General features: G+C 60.7%; 16 protein-coding genes. 9 read left to right on the forward strand and 7 right to left on the reverse strand.

Annotated elements, in window-relative coordinates:
- Positions 1-813, forward strand: a complete 813-nt coding sequence (gene sapF, locus ACJ8IJ_RS01060) for a putrescine export ABC transporter ATP-binding protein SapF (RefSeq protein ID WP_016927550.1) — start codon at positions 1-3, stop codon at positions 811-813.
- A gap of 146 nt (positions 814-959) precedes the next feature.
- Here sapF and ACJ8IJ_RS01065 read toward each other — a convergent pair whose 3' ends face one another.
- On the reverse strand, positions 960-1,217 hold the full coding sequence (locus ACJ8IJ_RS01065) for a hypothetical protein (RefSeq protein ID WP_004930590.1): 258 nt from the start codon (positions 1,215-1,217) through the stop codon (positions 960-962).
- Between the two features lie 17 nt (positions 1,218-1,234).
- Here ACJ8IJ_RS01065 and ACJ8IJ_RS01070 point away from each other — a divergent pair, with 17 nt between their 5' ends.
- Positions 1,235-2,419: a CMD domain-containing protein gene (locus ACJ8IJ_RS01070; protein ID WP_131164749.1), complete on the forward strand. Its 1,185-nt coding sequence runs from the start codon at positions 1,235-1,237 to the stop codon at positions 2,417-2,419.
- 461 nt (positions 2,420-2,880) lie between these two features.
- Complete coding sequence (locus ACJ8IJ_RS01075) at positions 2,881-3,429, forward strand: inclusion body family protein (protein WP_015378018.1); 549 nt, start codon at positions 2,881-2,883, stop codon at positions 3,427-3,429.
- Between the two features lie 87 nt (positions 3,430-3,516).
- On the opposite strand, the gene ACJ8IJ_RS01080 is transcribed toward ACJ8IJ_RS01075, so the two are convergent.
- Together ACJ8IJ_RS01080 and dacD are read right to left on the reverse strand one after the other, a co-directional pair.
- The gene (locus ACJ8IJ_RS01080; protein WP_004930593.1) at positions 3,517-4,422 is read right to left on the reverse strand and encodes a LysR family transcriptional regulator; all 906 of its coding nucleotides are present in this window, start codon (positions 4,420-4,422) and stop codon (positions 3,517-3,519) included.
- 65 nt (positions 4,423-4,487) lie between these two features.
- Positions 4,488-5,657 carry a serine-type D-Ala-D-Ala carboxypeptidase DacD gene (dacD, locus tag ACJ8IJ_RS01085; RefSeq protein WP_049188995.1) on the reverse strand — a complete coding sequence of 390 codons (1,170 nt, stop codon included), beginning with the start codon at positions 5,655-5,657 and terminating at the stop codon, positions 4,488-4,490.
- A 282-nt stretch (positions 5,658-5,939) separates the two neighbouring features.
- Between dacD and ACJ8IJ_RS01090 the strand changes: the two genes are divergently transcribed.
- Complete coding sequence (locus ACJ8IJ_RS01090) at positions 5,940-8,246, forward strand: FdhF/YdeP family oxidoreductase (RefSeq protein WP_004930601.1); 2,307 nt, start codon at positions 5,940-5,942, stop codon at positions 8,244-8,246.
- 15 nt (positions 8,247-8,261) lie between these two features.
- Here the strand turns inward: ACJ8IJ_RS01090 and ACJ8IJ_RS01095 are convergent, their stop codons facing one another.
- The gene (locus tag ACJ8IJ_RS01095) at positions 8,262-9,116 is read right to left on the reverse strand and encodes a LysR family transcriptional regulator (protein ID WP_015378022.1); all 855 of its coding nucleotides are present in this window, start codon (positions 9,114-9,116) and stop codon (positions 8,262-8,264) included.
- A gap of 99 nt (positions 9,117-9,215) precedes the next feature.
- Here ACJ8IJ_RS01095 and gloA point away from each other — a divergent pair, with 99 nt between their 5' ends.
- Both gloA and ACJ8IJ_RS01105 read left to right on the forward strand, forming a co-directional pair.
- Positions 9,216-9,743 (forward strand): lactoylglutathione lyase, encoded by a 528-nt coding sequence (gene gloA, locus ACJ8IJ_RS01100; protein WP_004930603.1) that lies wholly within the window; start codon positions 9,216-9,218, stop codon positions 9,741-9,743.
- Positions 9,744-9,929: 186 nt separating this feature from the next.
- Positions 9,930-11,864 (forward strand): exoribonuclease II, encoded by a 1,935-nt coding sequence (locus ACJ8IJ_RS01105; RefSeq protein WP_442518189.1) that lies wholly within the window; start codon positions 9,930-9,932, stop codon positions 11,862-11,864.
- 74 nt (positions 11,865-11,938) lie between these two features.
- Here ACJ8IJ_RS01105 and ACJ8IJ_RS01110 read toward each other — a convergent pair whose 3' ends face one another.
- On the reverse strand, positions 11,939-13,249 hold the full coding sequence (locus ACJ8IJ_RS01110; RefSeq protein WP_442518190.1) for an MFS transporter: 1,311 nt from the start codon (positions 13,247-13,249) through the stop codon (positions 11,939-11,941).
- Between the two features lie 30 nt (positions 13,250-13,279).
- The gene (locus ACJ8IJ_RS01115) at positions 13,280-14,443 is read right to left on the reverse strand and encodes a M20 aminoacylase family protein (RefSeq protein WP_049188999.1); all 1,164 of its coding nucleotides are present in this window, start codon (positions 14,441-14,443) and stop codon (positions 13,280-13,282) included.
- Positions 14,444-14,828: 385 nt separating this feature from the next.
- Between ACJ8IJ_RS01115 and ACJ8IJ_RS01120 the strand changes: the two genes are divergently transcribed.
- The gene (locus tag ACJ8IJ_RS01120; RefSeq protein ID WP_049217193.1) at positions 14,829-16,895 is read left to right on the forward strand and encodes a carbon starvation CstA family protein; all 2,067 of its coding nucleotides are present in this window, start codon (positions 14,829-14,831) and stop codon (positions 16,893-16,895) included.
- A gap of 48 nt (positions 16,896-16,943) precedes the next feature.
- Here ACJ8IJ_RS01120 and fsa read toward each other — a convergent pair whose 3' ends face one another.
- Positions 16,944-17,609, reverse strand: coding sequence for a fructose-6-phosphate aldolase (fsa, locus tag ACJ8IJ_RS01125; protein WP_004930615.1), 666 nt, complete (start codon positions 17,607-17,609; stop codon positions 16,944-16,946).
- Between the two features lie 149 nt (positions 17,610-17,758).
- Between fsa and ACJ8IJ_RS01130 the strand changes: the two genes are divergently transcribed.
- The gene (locus tag ACJ8IJ_RS01130) at positions 17,759-18,658 is read left to right on the forward strand and encodes a glycyl-radical enzyme activating protein (RefSeq protein WP_442518191.1); all 900 of its coding nucleotides are present in this window, start codon (positions 17,759-17,761) and stop codon (positions 18,656-18,658) included.
- 4 nt (positions 18,659-18,662) lie between these two features.
- The gene (locus ACJ8IJ_RS01135) at positions 18,663-21,095 is read left to right on the forward strand and encodes a formate C-acetyltransferase/glycerol dehydratase family glycyl radical enzyme (protein ID WP_442518192.1); all 2,433 of its coding nucleotides are present in this window, start codon (positions 18,663-18,665) and stop codon (positions 21,093-21,095) included.
- The last annotated feature ends 40 nt before the right edge of the window (positions 21,096-21,135 follow it).

Genomic DNA, 21,135 nt, shown 5'->3' on the forward strand with positions numbered 1-21,135 from the left:
ATGGAAACGCTGTTGGAAGTGCGCAACCTGAGCAAAACCTACCGCTATCGCACCGGGCTGTTCCGCCGCCAGCACGTCGAGGCGGTGAAATCGGTCAGCTTTACCCTGCGCGAAGGCCAGACGCTGGCGGTAATCGGCGAGAACGGCTCCGGCAAATCCACGCTGGCGAAGATGCTCTCCGGCATGGTAGAGCCGACCGCCGGCGAACTGTTGATCGACGATCATCCGCTGGCGTTCGGCGACTATCGCTACCGCAGCCAGCGCATTCGCATGATTTTTCAGGATCCGAGCACCTCGCTCAACCCGCGCCAGCGCATCGGCCAGCTGCTGGACGCGCCGCTGCGGCTGAACACCGATCTTGAGCCTGCCGAGCGCGAGCAGCGTATCAACCAGACGCTGCGCCAGGTCGGCATGCTGCCGGATCACGCCTACTACTATCCGCACATGCTGGCCTCCGGGCAAAAACAGCGCGTCGCGCTGGCCCGTGCGCTGATCCTGCAACCGAAGGTGATCGTCGCCGATGAGGCGCTGGCCTCGCTGGACATGTCGATGCGCTCGCAAATCATCAACCTGATGCTGGAGCTGCAGGAAAAACACGGTATTTCCTATATCTACGTCACCCAGCACCTCGGCATGATGAAGCATATCAGCGACCAGGTGCTGGTGATGCACGAAGGGGAAATCGTCGAACGCGGCAGCACCGCGGAGGTGTTGGCGGCGCCGCTGCACGAATTGACCAAGCGCCTTATCGCCAGCCACTTCGGCGAGGCGCTGACCGCCGATGCCTGGCGGCGCGACGGCGGCCGCTTCTGAGTCACACCTTCACCTACAAACCCGCTGCGGCGGGTTTTTTATCACCTTGCGCGCCTGCCGCTTAGCGAGAAAGCGCACATGCAAATTACATTCTTGTTATATATCCTTATATTTTATTCCTTTCAGTTATTGATTAGTCCGTAACATTATTTTATCTCGCCAGGGCGATCGGTGAGGATATCCCCTACGTTGCACTTCTCATACGACAGGATATCGCACTGATGAACAGCATTCGCCATCGCCGCCTTACGCAGTTTCTGCTCACGCTGGCAGCCGGTTTTTCTGTTTACGGCCACGCCCTCTGCTGTGATGAGCTGCGCTAAAACCGCCTTTCGCCCCGCCTGCGGGCATGTTGCCTCTTTGTCCAGCCGACGCTGCCGCGCGCAGCGGCGGCTGTTGATCATGATTAAGGATTGACCCTATGGAACGACTCCGTCGACAACATAATGCCCAGTGGTATCACGAAACCCAAAGCAGCGTGCGGGGCGATGCGCCGCTGGAACCGCAGGCGGCCACCCTTCGCGATCGCTTTCTGCTGGGGCTGGGCGCCTTCGCCGATGAAGCCTTAAACAATGCGCTCAGCGCTCGCGCCGGCGTGTTCCGCGCCTCGTTGGCCGGCTACCACGCGCTGTTTCCCGACCAGGTTTCGCTGTCACGATACGTGACATTGTCACCCTATGATCGCCTCAGCACCGCGCTGACCGTCGCTCAGGTGACGGGCGTGCAGTCGCTTTGTAGCCACTATGCCGCCCGCCTCGCCCCGCTGCACAGCCCGGACGCCTCCCGGGAAAGCAATATCCGCCTTGCTCAGATCACCCAATATGCCCGCCAGCTTGCCAGCCAGCCCACGCTGATTTGCCGCAAGGCGCTGCAACAGCTCGCCGACGTCGGGCTGAGCCCGGCGGATATCGTCACCTTTTCGCAGGTGATCGGTTTTGTCAGCTATCAGGCGCGCGTGGTCGCGGGTGTCGCGGCGTTGGCCGGCCGGCCGGCGGTGGTGGTGCCCGGCTTCCCTAACGTCGAAGACGCCGATGGCGTCGCGTTCAGTGCCGAAGAGTTAAGCTGGACCGCGCGTCTGCCGCCAATCGACACGGAAGCCGCCGCCGCCGAACAGCTTGATGTGCTGGATCAGAGCCACCCGCAGGCGCGCGCCGAATCTTATTATCTGCTGTTGGCGCACGATGCCGCCGCACTGCGCGAGCGTAACGGGGTGTTCAACGGCATCAATGCCGAAGGATATGGGTTATCGAGCCGCCTGAAGGCGCTGGCGACGCTGGCGGTCTCGCGCATCAACGGCAGCCATTACTGCGCGGCCACCGTCGCGCAAGAATTGCAGGATGAGGGATTGGTTCAGGCGCTGTTCGCCGGGCTGCCTCAGGGACTGGCGTATACCGAAGACTCGGTAAAACTCGCGGTGATGCGCACTGCCGCCGAGCTGACGCGCGCACCGGAGAAGTTCACCCCGCAGAGCGTGCAGCCGTTGTTCAACAGCGGCCTGAATCAGGCGCAGGCGCTGGAAGTGATCCTCACCGCCGCGCTCTACGCCTGGGAAAATCGCCTGCGCCAAACGCTGGGCGATGCGGAACCGGCACAACCGGCGCCGTGATCTGTCATCACTGAGTTGACGGCTAGCGTCCTTCGCCGTTAACTCACCCTTCTCTGTTTCGGCGAAAAACTTCACCAAAATATAAATTGATAAAGCAAAAATCCAAACACACTTCATTTATCAGGATTATGATTCGTTTTGTTCTAGCATCGGCGAAAAACAGGGTTCGTCAAAATTATGTCTGCAAACAAAGCAATAGGCAGATTGCGCCATCGCTCAATTCTGTAACCGTTCTCATCGCATAAGCAGTAAAACAAGGTTTTAACCCTGCTAATTAATAGATGAACTCATTAACACTCCTAACCTTTCAGCAGTGGTCGTCTTGCTATTTCGTTTCTATGATTAAGCCGATAGCGGCGTTGTGATGCCCCCTTTTAAATATTCAACAAAGATAAACGCTCGCCGTTATTCCCATTATTTTAATTTTCTATCACAGCAAAAAAATATTGTGAGGTAACCCTATGTCTGAACAAGAACTTAAATCCAGCAACAGTATCGTTAACGTGATTGTCGTCATCGATACCGATGCCCTGATAGAAGCATTCGAGAATAACAACCCCAGCCAGGACGCCGGCAACCCGACGGGCATTGGCCATCAATACGCCTATATGGTCGTCACCTCCGAACAGGTGATCGGCGGCTCCGGTACGGCGGACCTGAATTTTAAAGCCAATGTCGGCGACGTCATTCGCTGGACCGGCACCTCGGAATCCGCCAATTTCGACGCCAGCGTGTTGATCTACGGGCTGCCGCAGTTCGGCAGCGGCACCCAGGTTTTCTCCAACCCGACCTTCAAAATGTATACCCGCAGCTCGATGATGCCGGCGCAAAATACCGTATTCCCCGTCAGCTTCACCAACCAAACCTATTGGTTTATACAGGCGGACATTACCAATACCGGCACGGAAAACTATTGCATCCAATTTGGCCTTTATTATCGGCCAAACGGCGGCGATCAGAAATTACTGGGTTATTTCTATTGGGATCCGACCATTACCATCAGTAATTAACATGATTTCATCGGCCGTTAGAGAAAACATGATTATGGCCCCGTGGGGCCATAATCATGGGGGAACATCGGATAAACTTAAACGTCTCTATTCCTTTTGCCGACGCAGCCACTCGCTGGCGGCATCGAAGAATTTTTGCGCCAACGGCGTGGCGCGCTCCGCCATATCAACCACCACCGCCGCATGGCGCGGCATGGCGGCGATGGCCACCGGCCGCCGCTGCAGTTCCGGCATCAGCGGCGATTGCAACTGGCCGCGCGGGAACAACCCGCAACCCAGGCCGACGAAAATCCCTTCCAGCAGTTGGAAGATCGAAGCGGTTTCCAGCCGCGGGTGCAGCGTCAACCCGGCGTCGCGGAAATGCTGATCGAGATAGCGGCGAAAATACCGCGTCGGCTCGGCCAGGCACAGCGGCAAGGCGGCCACCGCCTCCAGCGGCAACGGTGTGTCGCCCACCAGCTTAGGGAAGTGTTGCGGATGAAATACCAGCTCAACGCCGGTTTCCACCAGCGGTTGTGATTGAAAATGCAGTTCCTTCAGCGTCGACAGCTCGAAAAAGCCGATGCCGATGTCGACGGTATGCGCCGTCAACGCCTCCAGCAGTTGATCGGCGCTCAGCACCGCCAGCCGGTAATCAAGATGCGGATAACGCTCGCTGACCGCCTTGAGCATTTCCGCCACCGAGATGCTGCACTGCGGCACCACGCCAAGGCGTAACGTACCGTGCAAACCGTGCTTGAGCGACTCCACCTCCAGCTTCAGCCCTTGGTAAACCGAGACGATCTCACGCGCCCACGCCAGCACCCGCTCGCCTTCGGCGGTAAAACCGCCGAAATGGTTGCCGCGGTTAATCAGCGAAACGCCCAGCTCTTTTTCCAGGTTTTTCAATCGCATGGACAACGTCGGCTGGCTGACGAAGCTGGCCTCCGCCGCCCGGCCGAAGTGGCGTTCCCGTTCTAAATTACACAAATAAATCAGTTGTTTAATATCCATAGCGCGGCTCAATGATCGGCATTCGCGCTCAGTATACCACCGGGCGTCGTCGCTCGCCCGGTGAGTCAGAGCTTCAGCTTCATGTAATCCATCAGGCGTGAGAACACGCCGCCCTGCGGCACCGCCTGCAGCGCCACCAGCGGCAGGGTTTTCACCACCTGGCCATTATCGCTGATGCGGATCTCGCCAACGGTTTGTCCTTTGTTGACCGGCGCTTCCAGCCGCGCAGCATTGATCACGTACTGCGCCTTCAGTTTGTCCGCCTCGCTTTTCGGCAGGCTGAGCGACTGGTCCTGCGCACTGCCGACCGGCAAGCGGTGGCTTTCGCCGTACCAGACCGGTTCTTCCCCCAGGCTCTGGCCGGCGCTGAACAGGTGCACCGTGGTAAAGTCGCGCAGCCCCCACGTCAACAGCTTACGCGCCTGTTCCTCGCGGCCTTTGGAACTTTTGCCGCCCATCACCACGGCGATCAGGCGGCGATCTCCTTCGGTGGCGGAGGCGATGATGTTGAAGCCGGCCGAGGCGGTGTGCCCGGTTTTCAGGCCGTCGACGTGCAGAGTCTTATCCCACAGCAGGCCGTTGCGGTTCTGCTGCGTGATGCCGTTCCAGGTCAGCGATTTCTCGCTGTACATGTGGTATTCCGCCGGCTCGCTCATGATGATGGCGCGCGCGATCACCGCCAGATCGCCGGCGGTGGTGAACTGCCCTGGCGCATCCAGCCCGTGCACCGTCTCAAAATGGGTGTTCTGCAATCCCAGCTGGGCGCTCTTTTCGTTCATCAGCTTGACGAAGTTGGCCTGGCTGCCCGCCACATAGTCCGCCATCGCCACGCAGGCGTCGTTGCCGGAATCAATGATGATGCCGCGGCTGAGATCGCGAACCGTGACCCTGTCACCGGGTTTCAGAAACATCAGCGAGGATCCTTTGAACACCGGGTTGCCCTGCGCCCAGGCGTCTTTCCCCACGGTGACGACATCGTCGAGGCCAATCTTATGCTGGTCGAGCGCGTGGTCGATCACCAACCCGGTCATCAGTTTGGTCAGGCTGGCCGGATTGCGCCGCTCGTCGGCATTGCCGGCGGCCAACACCTGGCCAGTGGTGTAATCCATCAAAACGTAAGAGGCGGCGTCTATCGCCGGCGGAGTCATGGCGGGAAAATGGGACGCCGTTTCCGCCGCCTGCGCCGCCAAAGGCAGTAACATACCGCCAATCACTACTGATACTGAACGCTTCACGCTGTGTTCCTCAGGCCCGCAGGCTAAATAAAATGCCAATATAATCCGCGAGATAGACTGCATGAATTCACTTTCAGGCGAAACCATTACTCTTTTGCAGCGGGTGTCTTTATGCAACCATTTGTTTAGGTCAACATCCATCTGCGATAGATATGCTCTATGCCGCCATTGCACCATTCGATTAGACGCCCGCCTGCCACGCTCCTAAACTTGTGACATAAATACGCAAAACGCATAAAAAAGCGTTTACTTTTTAGCTACAACCACCTGCGAAGTGTCACCATGAAATTCAAACCGTCAATCAAGCCTTATACCGGCCCGGCGGGCGGCTGGGGTTCGCTTGAAGCCACCACCCGCTTTGTCCTCGACAGTAAACAAACGCTAAAAAACATGCGCAACCTGATGCGCGTCAACAAGGCGCGCGGCTTCGACTGCCCCGGTTGCGCCTGGGGCGACGACAACCACAGCACCTTCAGCTTTTGCGAAAACGGCGCCAAAGCGGTCAGTTGGGAAGCGACGCGCAGCGCCGTGGAGCCCGAATTCTTCGCCGCCCACAGCGTCAGCACCCTGCAGCAGCAGAGCGACTATTTCCTCGAGTATCAGGGGCGCCTCACCCATCCGATGCGCTACAACGCCGAAACCGACCACTATGAGCCTATCCATTGGCCGGACGCGCTGGCGCTGATCGCCAAACACATCAACGGCATGGACAACCCGAACCAAATCGAGCTGTATACCTCGGGCCGCGCCAGCAACGAAGCGTCGTACCTTTATCAGCTGTTTGGCCGCATGCTCGGCACCAGCAACTTCCCCGACTGTTCCAATATGTGCCACGAGGCGAGCGGCGTTGGGCTGAAGCAGAGCATCGGCGTCGGCAAAGGCACCATCCGCATCGATGACTTCGAAAAGGCCGATGCCATCTTCGTGTTCGGTCAAAACCCCGGCACCAACCACCCGCGCATGCTGCACAGCCTGAAAAACGCTGCCCGACGCGGCGCGCGCATCGTCAGCTTTAACACTCTGCGCGAACGTGGGCTGGAAAGGTTCGCCGATCCGCAGGATCCGGTGCAGATGCTGACGCCAAAATCCTCGCCGATCAGCTCCTCCTATTACCAGCCGAATCTGGGCGGCGATATGGCGGCGGTGCGCGGCATGGTGAAAGCGCTGCTGGAAACCCACCGTCAGCGCCTCGCCGCCGGTGAGCCCCCCCTGTTTGACCTGGCGTTTATCGAACGGCACAGCGTCGGCGTAGAGGCTTATCTGGCGCAGGTGGACGCCACCGAGTGGCAGACCATCACCGCGCAATCGGGCCTGAGCGAAGCGCAATTGCGCCAGGCGGCGGCCACCTACCAGGGTGCTGAACGGGTGATCTGCACCTGGGCGATGGGCGTGACTCAGCATAAGCACTCTATTGCAACGGTGCGTGAAATCACCAACCTGCAGCTGCTGTTCGGGCAACTGGGCAAACCGGGCGCCGGTCTGTGCCCGGTACGCGGCCACAGCAACGTCCAGGGCAACCGCACCATGGGGATCGATGAGAAGTCGCCGAAGGCGCTGCTCGACAGCCTGGAACGCCACTTTAACTTCACCGCCAATCGCGCGCTGGGCCACAACACGGTGGAAGCGATCGAAGCGATGCTGCGCGGCGAAGTGAAAGTGCTGATCGCGCTGGGCGGCAATCTGGCCGCCGCGGCGCCGGACACCGAGCGCACCGCCCGCGCCCTGCGCAACTGCGATTTGACGGTGCACATCAGCACCAAACTTAACCGCAGCCACCTGGTGACCGGCAAAGACGCGTTGATCCTGCCGACGCTCGGCCGCACCGAACTGGACATGCAGGCCAGCGGCTCACAGTACATCACGGTCGAGGATTCGTTCAGCATGGTGCACGCCTCGGAAGGCATCGGCAAACCGCTGGCGGATACTCAACGTTCGGAGACGGCGATCGTCTGCGGCATCGCCGACGCCGTGCTGGGTACGCAGCAGCTGGACTGGCTGGAACTGGCCGATGACTACTCGCTGATCCGCGATCACATCGCCGCCACCATTCCCGGCTTCGAGGATTTCAACCGGCGCTGCGAGCAGCCCGGCGGTTTCTACCTGGGCAATGCCGCCGCCGAACTGCGTTTCGCCACGCCGAGCGGCAAGGCGGAATTCAGCGACGCCGCGCTGCCGACCACCCTGTTCCCGCAGCTGGGCGGCGAGCAAGCGCCGTTTACCCTGCAGACGCTGCGCTCGCACGATCAGTACAACACCACCATCTATGGTCTGGATGACCGCTACCGCGGCGTTTACGGTCAGCGCGAAGTGCTGTTCATCCATCCGGAAGATCTGGCGGCGCTGGGCCTGCAGGATGGCGAACGGGTAGAGATAGAAACCCTGTGGAACGACGGCGTGGTGCGTAAGGTAGATGGATTCAAGCTGGTGAGTTACGACATCCCGCGTGGCAATCTGGCGGCCTACTACCCGGAAACCAACCCGCTGGTGCCGCTGGCGAGCTTCGGCGACGGTACCGGCACCCCGACCTCGAAGTCGATTCCGGTGGCAATTCGCCGCAGCGAGCAGCAACCGTCGCTGCGCATCGCCTGAAAACGCGCGCCCGGTTCACGCCGGGCGCGCCAATATTTCCAGGATAGTCTGCAATTCCTCGGACAGCTGATGCCGCCGCCAGACGAAATAGAGATCGCTCACGCCCTCCTCGCCCATTTCCACCACCTTCAGCCCCGGCGCCGGCAAGATCAGCGGCAGCAACGAACCCGGCACGCAGGCGACACCGCAACCGGCCTGCACGCAGGCTGCCATCGCGGCATAAGATTCCATTTCCAGCGTCATGCGCGGTTTCAGCCCGCGCGATGCCAGCCAGTGATCGACCTTCAGCCGGAACGAGCACTCGCGGCTGAACGTGTAAAACTCCAGCGGCGCCAGCGTGGCGGCGTCGGGCTGCCCGACATCCGCCGGCATCAGCAGCACCAGCCGTTCGTCAAACGCCTTTTGGCTGGCCAGCAGCGGATGTTCAATTGGGCCGTCGGTGATCGCCAGATCGAGATCGCTGTCGATCAGCATGCGTTCCAGCACCAGCGAGTCGCGGCTCAGCACGTTGATGTGCAAATGAGGCTGTAAACGGCGCAGCCGGGCAATGCGCGCCGGCAAGTGACTGACCAGCGAAAAATCCAGCGCGCCGAGGTTTAACAGCCCATGCTGTTGCTCGCCGGCGAACAGCTGCTTGCTGCGCTCGGCCTGCGCCACGATGTCGCGCGCCTGCTGATAGAACAGTCGTCCTTTGGGATTCACGTACAGCCGGTTCTTGTCGCGGAAAAACAGCTCGCCGCCCAGCGACTCCTCCAGCTCGCGCAGCCGCAGCGTGACGTTGGAAGGCACGCAGTGCAGCTCGCGGGCGGCGGCGGCAATGGTTTTGTGTTCCACCACGGTGCAGAAAAACTTCAGCTGACTCAGCTTCATTAATCATTCACTTTTAGTTAGTGTTTTAGTTAAAAACAATCACTTTAGATTAGCATCGATTTCATCTACAGTCTGCCGACACCCTGAGGAGGATCTCTGATGCCACTGAATGACCTACTGACGCTGCCCGGCGTGGCGGCCCAACCGGACGCGGTAACCGACGGTTACGTGTTCAACCACACCATGATCCGCGTGAAAGACCTGACCAAGGCGCTGGATTTCTATACCCGCGTACTGGGCTTTACCCCGGTCTATCTGGAAACGTTCGAAGAAGCCGCTTTCACCATCTGCTACCTGACGCGCAGCCCGCGCGAGCAGATCCCGCAGGATGACGACGAACGCAAACGCTGGGCGCTGAGCCAACCGGGCATTCTCGAACTGACCCATAACCACGGCACCGAAAATCAGGCGGATTTCCACTACCACAACGGCAACGGCGAGCCGCGCGGCTTTGGCCACCTGTGCGTCACGGTGCCGGACGTACGCGCCGCCTGTGAGCGTTTTGAGCGCCTGGGCGTCACCTTCCAGAAACGCCTGCACGAAGGCCGCATGAACTACGTGGCGTTCATTCGCGATCCGGACGATTACTGGATAGAAATTCTGCAGCCGACGCCGCTGCAGGACTGATTGCCCCCCTCCTTCACCCCGGCCCTCACGCCGGGGTTTTTCATCTATCGCACTTCGATTGACCATTCTTGCGCAAAATCGCGCGGCAACGCGGGGTTCCGTGACGTTAGGCTTGCTCGCAGCGGGTGATTCGCGTAAAACTGTCAGCCGCAAATCTTGCCACTCACAACCCATTCACTGGACGATATGTTTCAAGATAACCCGCTGCTGGCGCAGCTTAAACAGCAACTTCACTCTCAGACCCCGCGCGTTGAAGGCGTCGTGAAAGGGACTGAGAAAGGCTTTGGCTTTCTTGAAGTAGACGGTCAAAAAAGTTACTTCATTCCACCGCCGTACATGAAGAAAGTCATGCACGGGGATCGCATTATCGCCACCCTGCACACCGAGAAAGAGCGCGAAATCGCCGAGCCGGAAACCCTGGTCGAGCCATTCCTGTCGCGCTTTGTCGGCCGCGTGCAAAAGCGCGACGATCGTCTGTCCATCGTTCCCGATCATCCGTTGCTGAAAGAGGCGATTCCGTGCCGCCCGGTGCGTGAATTGACCCACAACTTCCAGGCAGGCGACTGGGCGGTGGCGGAAATGCGCCGCCATCCGCTGAAAGGCGATCGCGGCTTCAACGCCGATCTGACCCAGTTTATCACCAACGGTGAAGACCATTTCGCCCCGTGGTGGGTGACGCTGGCACGCCACAATCTGGAAAAAGAGGCGCCGGAGATGCAGGCCCTCAGCGAGCCGGACGCCGCGCTGACGCGTGAAGACCTGACCGCGCTTGAATTCGTCACCATCGACAGCGCCAGCACCGAAGACATGGACGATGCGCTGTATGTGACCGACAACGCTGACGGTTCGCTGCAGTTGACCATCGCCATCGCCGATCCGACCGCCTACGTCGAACAAGGCAGCAAGCTGGACGATATCGCCCGCGTGCGCGCCTTCACCAACTACCTGCCGGGCTTCAATATCCCGATGCTGCCGCGCGATCTGTCGGACAACCTGTGCTCGCTGCGCCCTAACGAGCGCCGCCAGGTGCTGGCCTGCCGCGTGACCATCGCCGCCGACGGCGCGCTGGGCGACGATATTCAGTTCTTCGCCGCCGAGATCGAATCCAAAGCCAAACTGGTGTACGACGAAGTTTCCGACTGGCTGGAAGGCATTGCCGGCTGGCAGCCGCCGCGCGACGCCATCGCACAACAGATCACCCTGTTGAAACGCGTTTGCGACGCGCGCAACGCCTGGCGCCACCAGCATGCGCTGGTATTCAAAGATCGCCCGGACTACCGCTTCGTGCTGGGTGAAAAAGGCGACGTGCTGGAGATCGTCACCGAGCAGCGCCGCAGCGCCAACCGCATCGTTGAAGAGTGCATGATCGCCGCCAACGTCTGCGCCGCCATCGTGCTGCGCGATCGCCTGGGCTTCGGCGTGTACAACGTGCACACCGGTTTCGATCCTGCGCTGGTTGAGCAAGCGGTCACCGTATTGCAGGCTAACGGCGTGGAAGCCGAAGCCGAAAAACTGCTGACCCTTGACGGTTTCTGCGAACTGCGCCGCCATCTGGATGCGCAGCCGACTCAGTTCCTTGACAGTCGCATCCGCCGCTTCCAGACCTTCGCGGAGATCAGCACCACGCCGGGGCCGCACTTCGGTCTGGGGCTGGAGGCTTACGCCACCTGGACATCGCCGATCCGTAAATACGGCGACATGGTCAACCATCGCCTGCTGAAGGCAATCATCAACCAGCAATCGGCGGAAAAACCGCAGGATGACGTGACGGTGCAGCTGGCGGAGCGCCGCCGCCTGAACCGCATGGCGGAACGCGACGTCGGCGACTGGCTGTACGCCCGCTTCCTGCAGGACAAGGCCGGTACCGATACCCGCTTCAACGCCGAGATTATCGACGTGACACGCGGCGGCCTGCGCGTGCGCCTGCTGGACAACGGCGCGGTTGCCTTCATCCCGGCACCGTTCATTCACGCGGTGCGTGACGAGATGCAGTGCAGCCAGGAAACCGGCACCGTGCAGATCAAAGGTGAAGTGGTTTACCGCCAGAGCGACACCTTGCAGGTCACCATCGCTGAAGTGCGCATGGAAACCCGCAGCGTGATCGCCCGCCCTGTGGCCTGAACGCCAACCTGAAACGGTCGTAACGCAAAACGCCGGCGGTGAGAACCGCCGGCGTTTTTTTCGCCCCGCGTCTGCTAGCGCAGCGGATCGCCGCCGGTTTCACGCAACAGCGGCAGCGCGGCCAGCGAGATCAGCGTCGCCAACATCAGATAGCCGGCGGGCGCCAGCAGCGAACCGCTGAGTGCGATCGACTGTGAAGCGATGTATTGGGCAAAGCCGCCGAAGATTGCGACGCCAAGGCTATAAACCAACGCAAACCCCAGCGCGCGCACCCGCTGCGGAAACAGCTCGGAAATCACCAACAGCGTAGGAACAGACCCCAACGTCGTTAGCCCAACCATCAGCGCAACCACGCTCAGCAACACCGCCGGATACGGCGCCACCGTCAGCAGCCAGAAAACCGGCAACGCCAGCAACAAAATGGCGATCCGCGCCCAGCGGATCAGCGGCAGACGGCCATAGCGATCGCACCAGCTCCCAACCAGCAAACTGCCGCCGAAAGTGATGATCCCGGCCAGCAGCATCGCGGCATAGCCGTAAGTCTGCGCCATGCCCAGATACTTCACCGCAAAGGTACCGAAATAATACATAGAGATGTAAGTGGCGACCGTGGCGCCGATGGTCAACATCACGCCGAGTACCACCGCACGCGAGTGCCGGCGCAGCTGCACAGGCGGCTCCTGAGTGCGCGGCATCGGCGGACGGTCGCTTTCCAGCCCGAGGCGCAGCCAGCAACCGAGCGGAGCAAGCGCCACGCCGATAAAGAAAGGAATGCGCCAGCCCCATTCAGCCATCGCGTTCGGCTCGCCGGAGATCGCCGGCAACGCTGCGCTGAGCGCCAGCGCGGTGACGCCGCCAACCACGGTGGCGATGCCCTGCGTCGCCAGCGACCAGCTGGAATAGAAGCCGCGCCGGTTAGGTGGCGCCGACTCCACCAGCAACGACATCGATGCGCCCACCTCGCCGCCCGCCGCCACGCCCTGGATCAAACGCGCCACCACCAGCGTGATGGTTCCCCAATAGCCGGCGCTGGCGTAGGTCGGCGCAAAACCGATCATCGCCGTACCCAGGCTCATCAGTGAAATCGTCAGGATCATCGCCGGTTTGCGCCCGCGGCGATCGGCATAGGCGCCGATCAAAATACCGCCCAGAGGCCGCATAATAAAACTGACGCCGAACGTGGCGAACGCCAGCAGCAACGCCAGATTGGAATCGCTCGACGGCGGAAAGAACAGCACACTAATATAAATGACGAAGAAGTTATAAATGCCGAAGTCGAAAAATTCCAACGCATTACCGAAGGAGGCGGCAAATATCACTTTCTTGCCGCCCGTCTTCGACGGCGCGTTTATTTCTGATTGCGTCACCGCCGTATTTTCACTCATTATTATCTTCCCTGTTATTATTTTTCTGACTTATTTTAAATACGCTTCCGCCAGCGCGCCCCAATAATGGCTGCCCGCCGCCAGGCATTCATCGTTAAAGTCATATCCCGGGTTATGCACCATACAGCTGCCTTCACCGTCGCCATTGCCGATCAGCAGATAGCAGCCCCGCGGCTGCGCCTCAAGCATGAAGGTGAAATCTTCGCTGCCCATCAGCGGCTTAGCGCCGTAGTGCGCGCGCGCGGCACCAAACTGCTGTTCCGCCACCTGATGCGCGAAACGCGTCATGGCTTCGTCGTTGACCAATACCGGAGCACTGTTGACATGAGTCACGACCGCGCTGGCACCGAAACTTTGCGCCTGCGCCTGAATCAGCGCGGGAATGCGCGATAACAGCGTTGTTCGCCATTCGCGCCCCAGCGATCGCACGCTGAGCTTCATTTCCGCACTATCAGGGATCACATTGGCCGCCTCACCGGCTTTAATGCTGCCGACGGTGATCACCGCCGCTTCAAGCGGATTGGTATTGCGCGATACGATGCTCTGCAGCGCAATGACAATGTGCGACGCCACCAGCACCGGATCGACCGTCAAATGCGGCATGGCGCCGTGGCCGCCACGCCCCTGTATCGTGACCACAATCTGATCCGAAGAGGCCATAAAGGGACCGTGCTGGAAAAAGAACTCGCCGGCGGGTAACCCAGGCATATTGTGCATGGCGAAAATGGCGTCGCAGGGGAAGCGTTCGAACAGCCCCTGTTCCACCATGCGCGCACCGCCGTCCAGCGTCTCTTCCGCCGGCTGGAAAATCACATGCAACGTGCCGTTGAAATTGTGCGTTTGCGCCAGATAGCGTGCGGCGCCAAGCAACATGGTGGTATGCCCGTCGTGGCCGCAGCCATGCATACGGTTGGCTACGCTGCTGCTCCAGGGTTTGCCGTTGTTTTCCTCGAGCGGCAAGGCGTCCATATCGGCGCGCAGCCCGAGGCTTTTCACGCCGTCACCCACCCGCAGCGTCCCCACCACGCCGGTGCCGGCCAAACCGCGGTGCACCTCATAGCCCCACGAACTCAAATAGTCCGCCACCAAATCGCTGGTGCGGAACTCTTCAAATCCCAGCTCCGGGTGCTGGTGAATATCGTGCCGAATCGCCGTGAGCTGCGGTAAATACCCTGCAATAACTTTATTTATCATAATTAAATCCCTTTCCTTTCCATATTATTTATTTAATGAATGAATAAACGGGCGGATGAAAATAAAGGTATAACACGACGCGTGCCATTTTATTCCGGCACACCTCTACAGGTGAAATAATAAGCCGGCAAACGCCGCGCCCAGATAAAAAACGGCGATGATTCGCTGCATGCGCAGTAAAAGTGCAGAATGAAAGTCTGTTCGGAAATGCGTAGGCGGCAGCCTGCGCCAACGGCGTTTCATCGCCTTGTTTTTACACTAAAACCCCACCTGCTTCACATTTCTCATCCGACCTGCCGCGGTTCAGCGGCAAAACTTCTACTGTTAAAACGTCACCCCTAATAACAACGTCAATTTCTACCTCTGTACGCCAAGGAGTTATTTCATGAGAAACATCAGGTCCGGACTTATCTGGCTGCTGGTGGCGTTGGTCGGCGCTTTCGCCTTCGCCATGCTGGCGCTCAGCCGCGGCGAACACGTCAACGCCGTCTGGCTGGTGGTCGCCGCCGTCGCCTGCTACAGCATCGCCTACCGCTTCTACAGCCGGTTCATCGCCGACAAGGTTTTTGAACTGGATGACCGCCGTCTGACCCCGGCCGAACGCCATAACGACGGCCTGGATTACGTGCCCACCAACAAATGGGTGCTGTTCGGCCACCACTTCGCCGCCATCGCCGGCGCCGGGCCGCTGGTGGGGCCGATCCTGGCCGCACAAATGGGATTCCTGCCGGGGACCATCTGGATCCTGGTCGGCGTCATGCTGGCCGGCGCGGTGCAGGACTTCCTGGTGTTGTTCATTTCCACCCGCCGCGACGGGCGTTCGCTGGGGGAGATGGCCAAACAGGAACTGGGGGCGTTTGCCGGGGTGATCACCATGCTCGGCGCGCTGGGGGTGATGATCATCATCCTGTCGGCACTGGCGCTGGTGGTGGTGAAGGCGCTGGCCGACAGCCCGTGGGGGCTGTTCACTATCGCCGCCACCATCCCGATCGCGCTGTTAATGGGCATCTACATGCGCTTTATCCGGCCGGGCAAAATCGCTGAAATCTCAGTGATCGGCTTCGTGCTGATGCTGCTGGCGATCGTTTACGGCGGCAACGTGGCGCAAGATCCCTACTGGGGGCCGTTCTTCACGCTACACGGCACCACCCTGACCTGGGTGCTGGTGATCTACGGCTTCGTCGCCTCGGTGCTGCCGGTGTGGCTGCTGCTGGCGCCGCGCGACTACCTTTCGACCTTTATGAAGATCGGCGTCATCATCGGCCTGGCCATCGGCATCGTTTTCGCCATGCCGGAGATGAAAATGCCGGCGGTTTCGCGCTTTATCGACGGCAGCGGCCCAGTGTTCGCCGGCGCCCTGTTCCCGTTCCTGTTCATCACCATCGCCTGCGGCGCCATTTCCGGCTTCCACGCGCTGGTCTCCAGCGGCACCACGCCCAAACTGGTGGAGCGCGAAAGCCACATTCGCTTTATCGGTTACGGCGCCATGCTGATGGAGTCTTTCGTCGCCATCATGGCGTTGATCTGTGCCTCGGTGCTGGATCCGGGCGTTTACTTCGCCATGAACTCACCGGCGGCGCTGATCGGCACCACGGTGGAAAATGCTTCGCAGGTGATTAACAGCTGGGGCTTTATCGTCACGCCGGAGACGCTGGCGCTGATCGCCAAAGAGGTGGGCGAGAACTCCATCCTGTCGCGCGCCGGCGGCGCCCCGACCTTCGCCGTGGGCATGGCGCACATCATCAGCGAGGTGTTCAACAGCCGGGCGATGATGGCGTTCTGGTATCACTTCGCCATTCTGTTCGAAGCGCTGTTCATCCTGACCGCCGTCGACGCCGGTACCCGCGCCTGCCGCTTTATGGTGCAGGATCTGGTGGGCGTGGCGGTGCCGCAGCTGGCCAACAACCGCTCCTGGTTCGGCAACCTGGCGGGCACCACGGTGGCGGTGGCCGGCTGGGGCTTCTTCGTGTATCAGGGGGTGGTCGATCCGCTCGGCGGCATCAATACCCTGTGGCCGCTGTTCGGCATCGGCAACCAGATGCTGGCGTCGATGGCGCTGATCCTCGGCACCGTGGTGCTGTTCAAGATGAAAAAGCAGCGCTATGCCTGGGTCACCATTCTGCCGACCGCCTGGCTGTTCGTGACCTCCATGACCGCCGGCTGGCAGAAGATCTTCCATGAGAAACCGAGTATCGGTTTCCTGGCGCAGGCGAAGAAGTTCTCCACCGGCATCGAGCAAGGCACGATCATTGCGCCGGCCAAGTCGCTGAAGGACATGGAGACCATCGTGTTCAGCAACCAGATCAACGCCGCGCTGTGCGGGTTCTTTATGCTGGTGGCGGTGACCATGCTGATCGCCGCCTTCTTCGCGATCCGCCGGGCGCTGCGTTCCGAACAACCGACGGCGCACGAGGTCAGCGCCGCGCTTAGGGAAGAGGCCGGCCGCAGCTAAACGAACCGAGCATCAAGCAAGGGCGCCGCGGCGCCCTTTTTACTGGCTTTAGCCTAACAGCGTCGAGCCGAACGCACCCTGCCAATCCTGTTCGAATTTCTCGACCGCGGCCTGCACTGCCGGCGCGTTCAGGAACTGCTCCGCGACGTCCACCGGCAGCGTGATGGCCTGACAGCCCGCGAGCAGACACTCCAGCGCCTGGCGCGGCGTTTTGAAGCTGGCGGCCAGCACCTGCGCCGACGGCGCATGCAGGCTCAACAGCTGCTGCAGCTCGTGCACCATTTCGATGCCGTCGCCGCCCTGCGCGTCCACCCGGTTGACGTAAGGCGCCACATATTCCGCCCCGGCCAAGGCCGCCAACAGCCCTTGCCCGGCGCCGTACACTGCGGTGCCCAGTGTCGGGATGGACATCGTTTTAAGCTTCTTGATCGCCGCCAACCCTTCGGCGGTCGCCGGGATCTTCACTACCAGCCCCGGTACCCGCTGGCTGAGCAGCGCCGCCTCCGCCACCATACGTTCCGCATCGGTCGCCATCACCTGCGCAAACAGCTTGCCGGTGCCGCCGAGGGCGTCGCGCAGCGCGGGCAGCACTTCCCAGATCGGCTTGCCTTCCTTCGCCACGATGCTCGGGTTGGTGGTGACGCCGTGCAGCGGCAGAATGCGCGCCAGGCGTTTTACCGCGGTCACATCGGCGGTATCGAGATAAAGCTCCATCACGGACTCCTGTGTCATGCTCTGTGGGCGGATTCAAACTCTGATCATGATAGGGCAAAAAAACCGCCAACCTTTGATCAAAATCAACTCAACTTTCATTCGAAACACCTTTAATGGCGAAAGATTCAGCAACGCCAAACGGGTGACTCATGTTCTTCAATCTGCAGCGCTACTCGACCCATGACGGCCCCGGCATCCGCAGCGTGGTCTTTTTAAAAGGCTGCCCGCTGAGCTGCCGCTGGTGTCAGAACCCGGAAAGCCGTTCGCGCCACGCAGACCTGCTGTTTGACGAGCGCCTGTGCCTGAGCGGCTGCACGCTGTGCGCCGAGCGTTGTCCACAAGGGCTGCAGCGCACCGACGGGCCGCTGACGCTGCAACGCGAGCTGATTAGCGCAGACGATTATGCCGCCCTCGCCGCCACCTGCCCGACCGGCGCGCTCAGCCTGTGCGGCAGCCCGGTCAACCCCGACGATATCATGGCCGAGGTGATGCGGGATAAGCCTTTCTACCTGCGCAGCGGCGGCGGTTTAACGCTGTCCGGCGGCGAGCCCTTTATGCAGCCGGAGGTCGCAGCGGAACTGCTGCGGCGCGGCCGCGAGGCCGGTATCCACACCGCCGTCGAATCCTGCCTGCACGTTCCCTGGCGTTACATCGCGCCTTCATTGCCGTGGCTGGATCTGCTGTTGGCCGATCTCAAGCACACCGACGAAGCGCGCTTCAGAGCCTGGACCGGCGGCTCCGCACGCCGGGTGATGAACAATTTCCGCCGGCTGGCGGCGCATAGCGTGCCAATGACCGTGCGCGTGCCGCTGATCCCCGATTTCAACGCCGATCGCCGCTCTGTCCGCGCGATCGTCGACTTCGCCGCCGACGAGATCGGCGTATCGGAGATCCACTTTCTGCCTTACCACACGCTGGGCATCAACAAGTATCACCTGCTCGGCGAGCCCTACCGCGCCGCCCGCACGCCGCTGGACGCGCCGGATTTACTGGCCTTCGCCGAAGCCTATGCCGGCGCCAAAGGCCTGACCGCCATTTTGCGAGGATAACGCCATGACCACATTGGATTTGACCACCCTAAGCGCCCGCATCCAGGCGCACAAGAACGCGCTGATCCACATCGTCAAACCGCCGGTGTGCACCGAACGCGCACAGCACTATACCGAAGCCTATCAACAGCATCAGGACAAGCCGCTGCCGGTGCGCCGCGCGCTGGCGCTGGCTAACCACCTGGCGAAACGCAGCATCTGGATCGCCAACGACGAGCTGATCGTCGGCAACCAGGCCAGCGAACTGCGCGCCGCGCCGATCTTCCCCGAATACACCGTCGGCTGGATAGAAAACGAAATAGACCAGCTAGCCGACCGGCCGGGCGCCGGTTTTTCGGTCAGCGAAGAGAACAAGGCGATTTTGCATCGCCTGTGCCCCTGGTGGCGTGGCCAAACGGTGCAGGATCGCTGCTACGGCATGTTCACCGACGAGCAAAAAGCGCTGCTGGCCACCGGCATCATCAAGGCCGAGGGCAACATGACCTCCGGCGATGCTCACCTGGCGGTCAACTTCCCGCTGTTGCTGGAGCTAGGTCTCGACGGCCTGCGTGAAAAAGTGAACGCGCGCCGCAGTCGCCTGCGCCTGACCGAGTGGGAAGACCTGCACAAAGCGCAGTTTCTCAACGCTATCGACATCGTGCTGGCGGCGCTGAGCGAACACATCCTGCGCTTCGCCCGCCTGGCGCGCGACATGGCGCAAAACGTAGCCCGCGACTGGCGGCGCGCCGAGCTGCTGGCCATCGCGGACAACTGCGACCGGATCGCCCATCGCCCGCCGCAAACCTTCTGGCAGGCGCTGCAGCTGTGCTATTTCATCCAGCTGACGTTACAGATCGAATCCAACGGCCATTCGGTTTCCTTTGGCCGCCTCGATCAATACCTCTATCCTTGGTATCGGCGTGACGTGGAGCTGGAGCAAAAGCTGGCGCGGGAAGACGCCATCGAGCTGTTGCACAGTTGCTGGCTGAAGCTGCTGGAGGTCAACAAGATCCGCTCCGGCTCGCATTCCAAGGCTTCCGCCGGCAGCCCGCTGTACCAGAACGTCACCATCGGCGGACAGAAGCTGATCGACGGCCAGCCGGTCGATGCGGTCAACCCGCTGTCCTACGCCATTCTTGAGTCCTGCGGCCGCCTGCGCTCCACTCAGCCCAACCTCAGCGTGCGTTACCATGCCGGGATGAGCGCCGACTTCCTCGACGCCTGCGTGCAGGTGATCCGCTGCGGTTTCGGCATGCCGGCATTCAACAACGACGAAATCGTCATTCCCGAGTTCATCAAGCTGGGGGTTGAGCCGCAAGACGCCTACGACTACGCCGCCATCGGCTGCATCGAGACCGCCGTCGGCGGCAAATGGGGCTATCGCTGCACCGGCATGAGCTTCATCAACTTCGCCCGCGTGCTGCTGGCAGCGCTGGAACAGGGCCGCGACGCGACCTCCGGGCAGATCTTCCTGCCGCAGGAACAGGCGCTATCCAAAGGAAACTTCGCCGATTTCGAGCAGGTCTTAGCCGCCTGGGATCGGCAAATCCGCTACTACACGCGCAAGTCGATCGAGATCGAATGCGTGGTGGACAGCGTGCTGGAAGAGAATGCCCACGATATCCTTTGTTCCGCGCTGGTGGATGACTGCATCGAACGCGGTAAAAGCATCAAGCAAGGCGGCGCCAAATACGATTGGGTTTCCGGCCTGCAGGTCGGCATCGCCAACCTGGGCAACAGCCTCGCGGCGGTACGCAAACTGGTGTTTGACCAGGGGGCGATCGGCCAGCAGCAGTTGGCGACGGCGCTGGCCGAAGACTTCGCCGGACTGGATGGCGAGCAGCTGCGCCAGCGGCTGCTCAACGCCGCGCCCAAATACGGCAACGACGTGGACGAGGTCGATCGGCTACTGGTGCGCGCCTACCAAACCTATATCGAAGAACTGAAGCAGTATCGCAACACCCGCTTCGGCCGCGGGCCGATCGGCGGCGGTTACTACGCCGGCACCTCATCGATTTCGGCCAACGTGCCCTTCGGCGCCGCCACTCTGGCCACGCCCGATGGTCGTAAGGCGCACGTCCCCCTTGCGGAAGGCGCCAGCCCGGCGTCCGGCACCGACCATCTGGGGCCGACGGCGGTGTTCAATTCGCTCGCCAAGTTGCCGACCGAGGCGATCCTCGGCGGCGTGCTGCTCAACCAAAAGCTGAACCCGGCGACGCTGGACAACCCGCGCGATCGGGAAAAGCTGATGCTGATGTTGCGCACCTTCTTCGAGAGCTACCGCGGCTGGCATGTGCAGTACAACATCGTGTCGCGCGAAACGCTGCTGGCGGCGAAGCAACACCCTGACCAATATCGTGATTTAGTGGTTCGCGTAGCTGGCTATTCCGCCTTCTTTACCGCATTATCCCCTGAGGCGCAGGATGATATTATTGCGCGCACAGAACATACTCTTTAAACCTTTGACTCTTAGCGGCCGCGCCTTGGCGGCCGCATCA

It is taken from the genome of Serratia sp. CY40230, from assembly GCF_052168835.1.
Lineage (GTDB): Bacteria > Pseudomonadota > Gammaproteobacteria > Enterobacterales > Enterobacteriaceae > Serratia > Serratia nematodiphila.

What these genes read in the sequence shown, in the direction of transcription:
- ACJ8IJ_RS01115 (WP_049188999.1), bottom strand. Translation starts at nt 14,443, where the DNA reads ATGATAAATAAAGTTATTGCAGGGTATTTACCGCAGCTCACGGCGATT.
- fsa (WP_004930615.1), bottom strand. Translation starts at nt 17,609, where the DNA reads ATGGAGCTTTATCTCGATACCGCCGATGTGACCGCGGTAAAACGCCTG.
- ACJ8IJ_RS01135 (WP_442518192.1), top strand. Translation starts at nt 18,663, where the DNA reads ATGACCACATTGGATTTGACCACCCTAAGCGCCCGCATCCAGGCGCAC.
- ACJ8IJ_RS01090 (WP_004930601.1), top strand. Translation starts at nt 5,940, where the DNA reads ATGAAATTCAAACCGTCAATCAAGCCTTATACCGGCCCGGCGGGCGGC.
- ACJ8IJ_RS01110 (WP_442518190.1), bottom strand. Translation starts at nt 13,249, where the DNA reads ATGAGTGAAAATACGGCGGTGACGCAATCAGAAATAAACGCGCCGTCG.
- ACJ8IJ_RS01080 (WP_004930593.1), bottom strand. Translation starts at nt 4,422, where the DNA reads ATGGATATTAAACAACTGATTTATTTGTGTAATTTAGAACGGGAACGC.
- ACJ8IJ_RS01120 (WP_049217193.1), top strand. Translation starts at nt 14,829, where the DNA reads ATGAGAAACATCAGGTCCGGACTTATCTGGCTGCTGGTGGCGTTGGTC.
- sapF (WP_016927550.1), top strand. Translation starts at nt 1, where the DNA reads ATGGAAACGCTGTTGGAAGTGCGCAACCTGAGCAAAACCTACCGCTAT.
- gloA (WP_004930603.1), top strand. Translation starts at nt 9,216, where the DNA reads ATGCCACTGAATGACCTACTGACGCTGCCCGGCGTGGCGGCCCAACCG.
- ACJ8IJ_RS01065 (WP_004930590.1), bottom strand. Translation starts at nt 1,217, where the DNA reads ATGATCAACAGCCGCCGCTGCGCGCGGCAGCGTCGGCTGGACAAAGAG.
- ACJ8IJ_RS01095 (WP_015378022.1), bottom strand. Translation starts at nt 9,116, where the DNA reads ATGAAGCTGAGTCAGCTGAAGTTTTTCTGCACCGTGGTGGAACACAAA.
- ACJ8IJ_RS01070 (WP_131164749.1), top strand. Translation starts at nt 1,235, where the DNA reads ATGGAACGACTCCGTCGACAACATAATGCCCAGTGGTATCACGAAACC.
- ACJ8IJ_RS01075 (WP_015378018.1), top strand. Translation starts at nt 2,881, where the DNA reads ATGTCTGAACAAGAACTTAAATCCAGCAACAGTATCGTTAACGTGATT.
- ACJ8IJ_RS01130 (WP_442518191.1), top strand. Translation starts at nt 17,759, where the DNA reads ATGTTCTTCAATCTGCAGCGCTACTCGACCCATGACGGCCCCGGCATC.
- ACJ8IJ_RS01105 (WP_442518189.1), top strand. Translation starts at nt 9,930, where the DNA reads ATGTTTCAAGATAACCCGCTGCTGGCGCAGCTTAAACAGCAACTTCAC.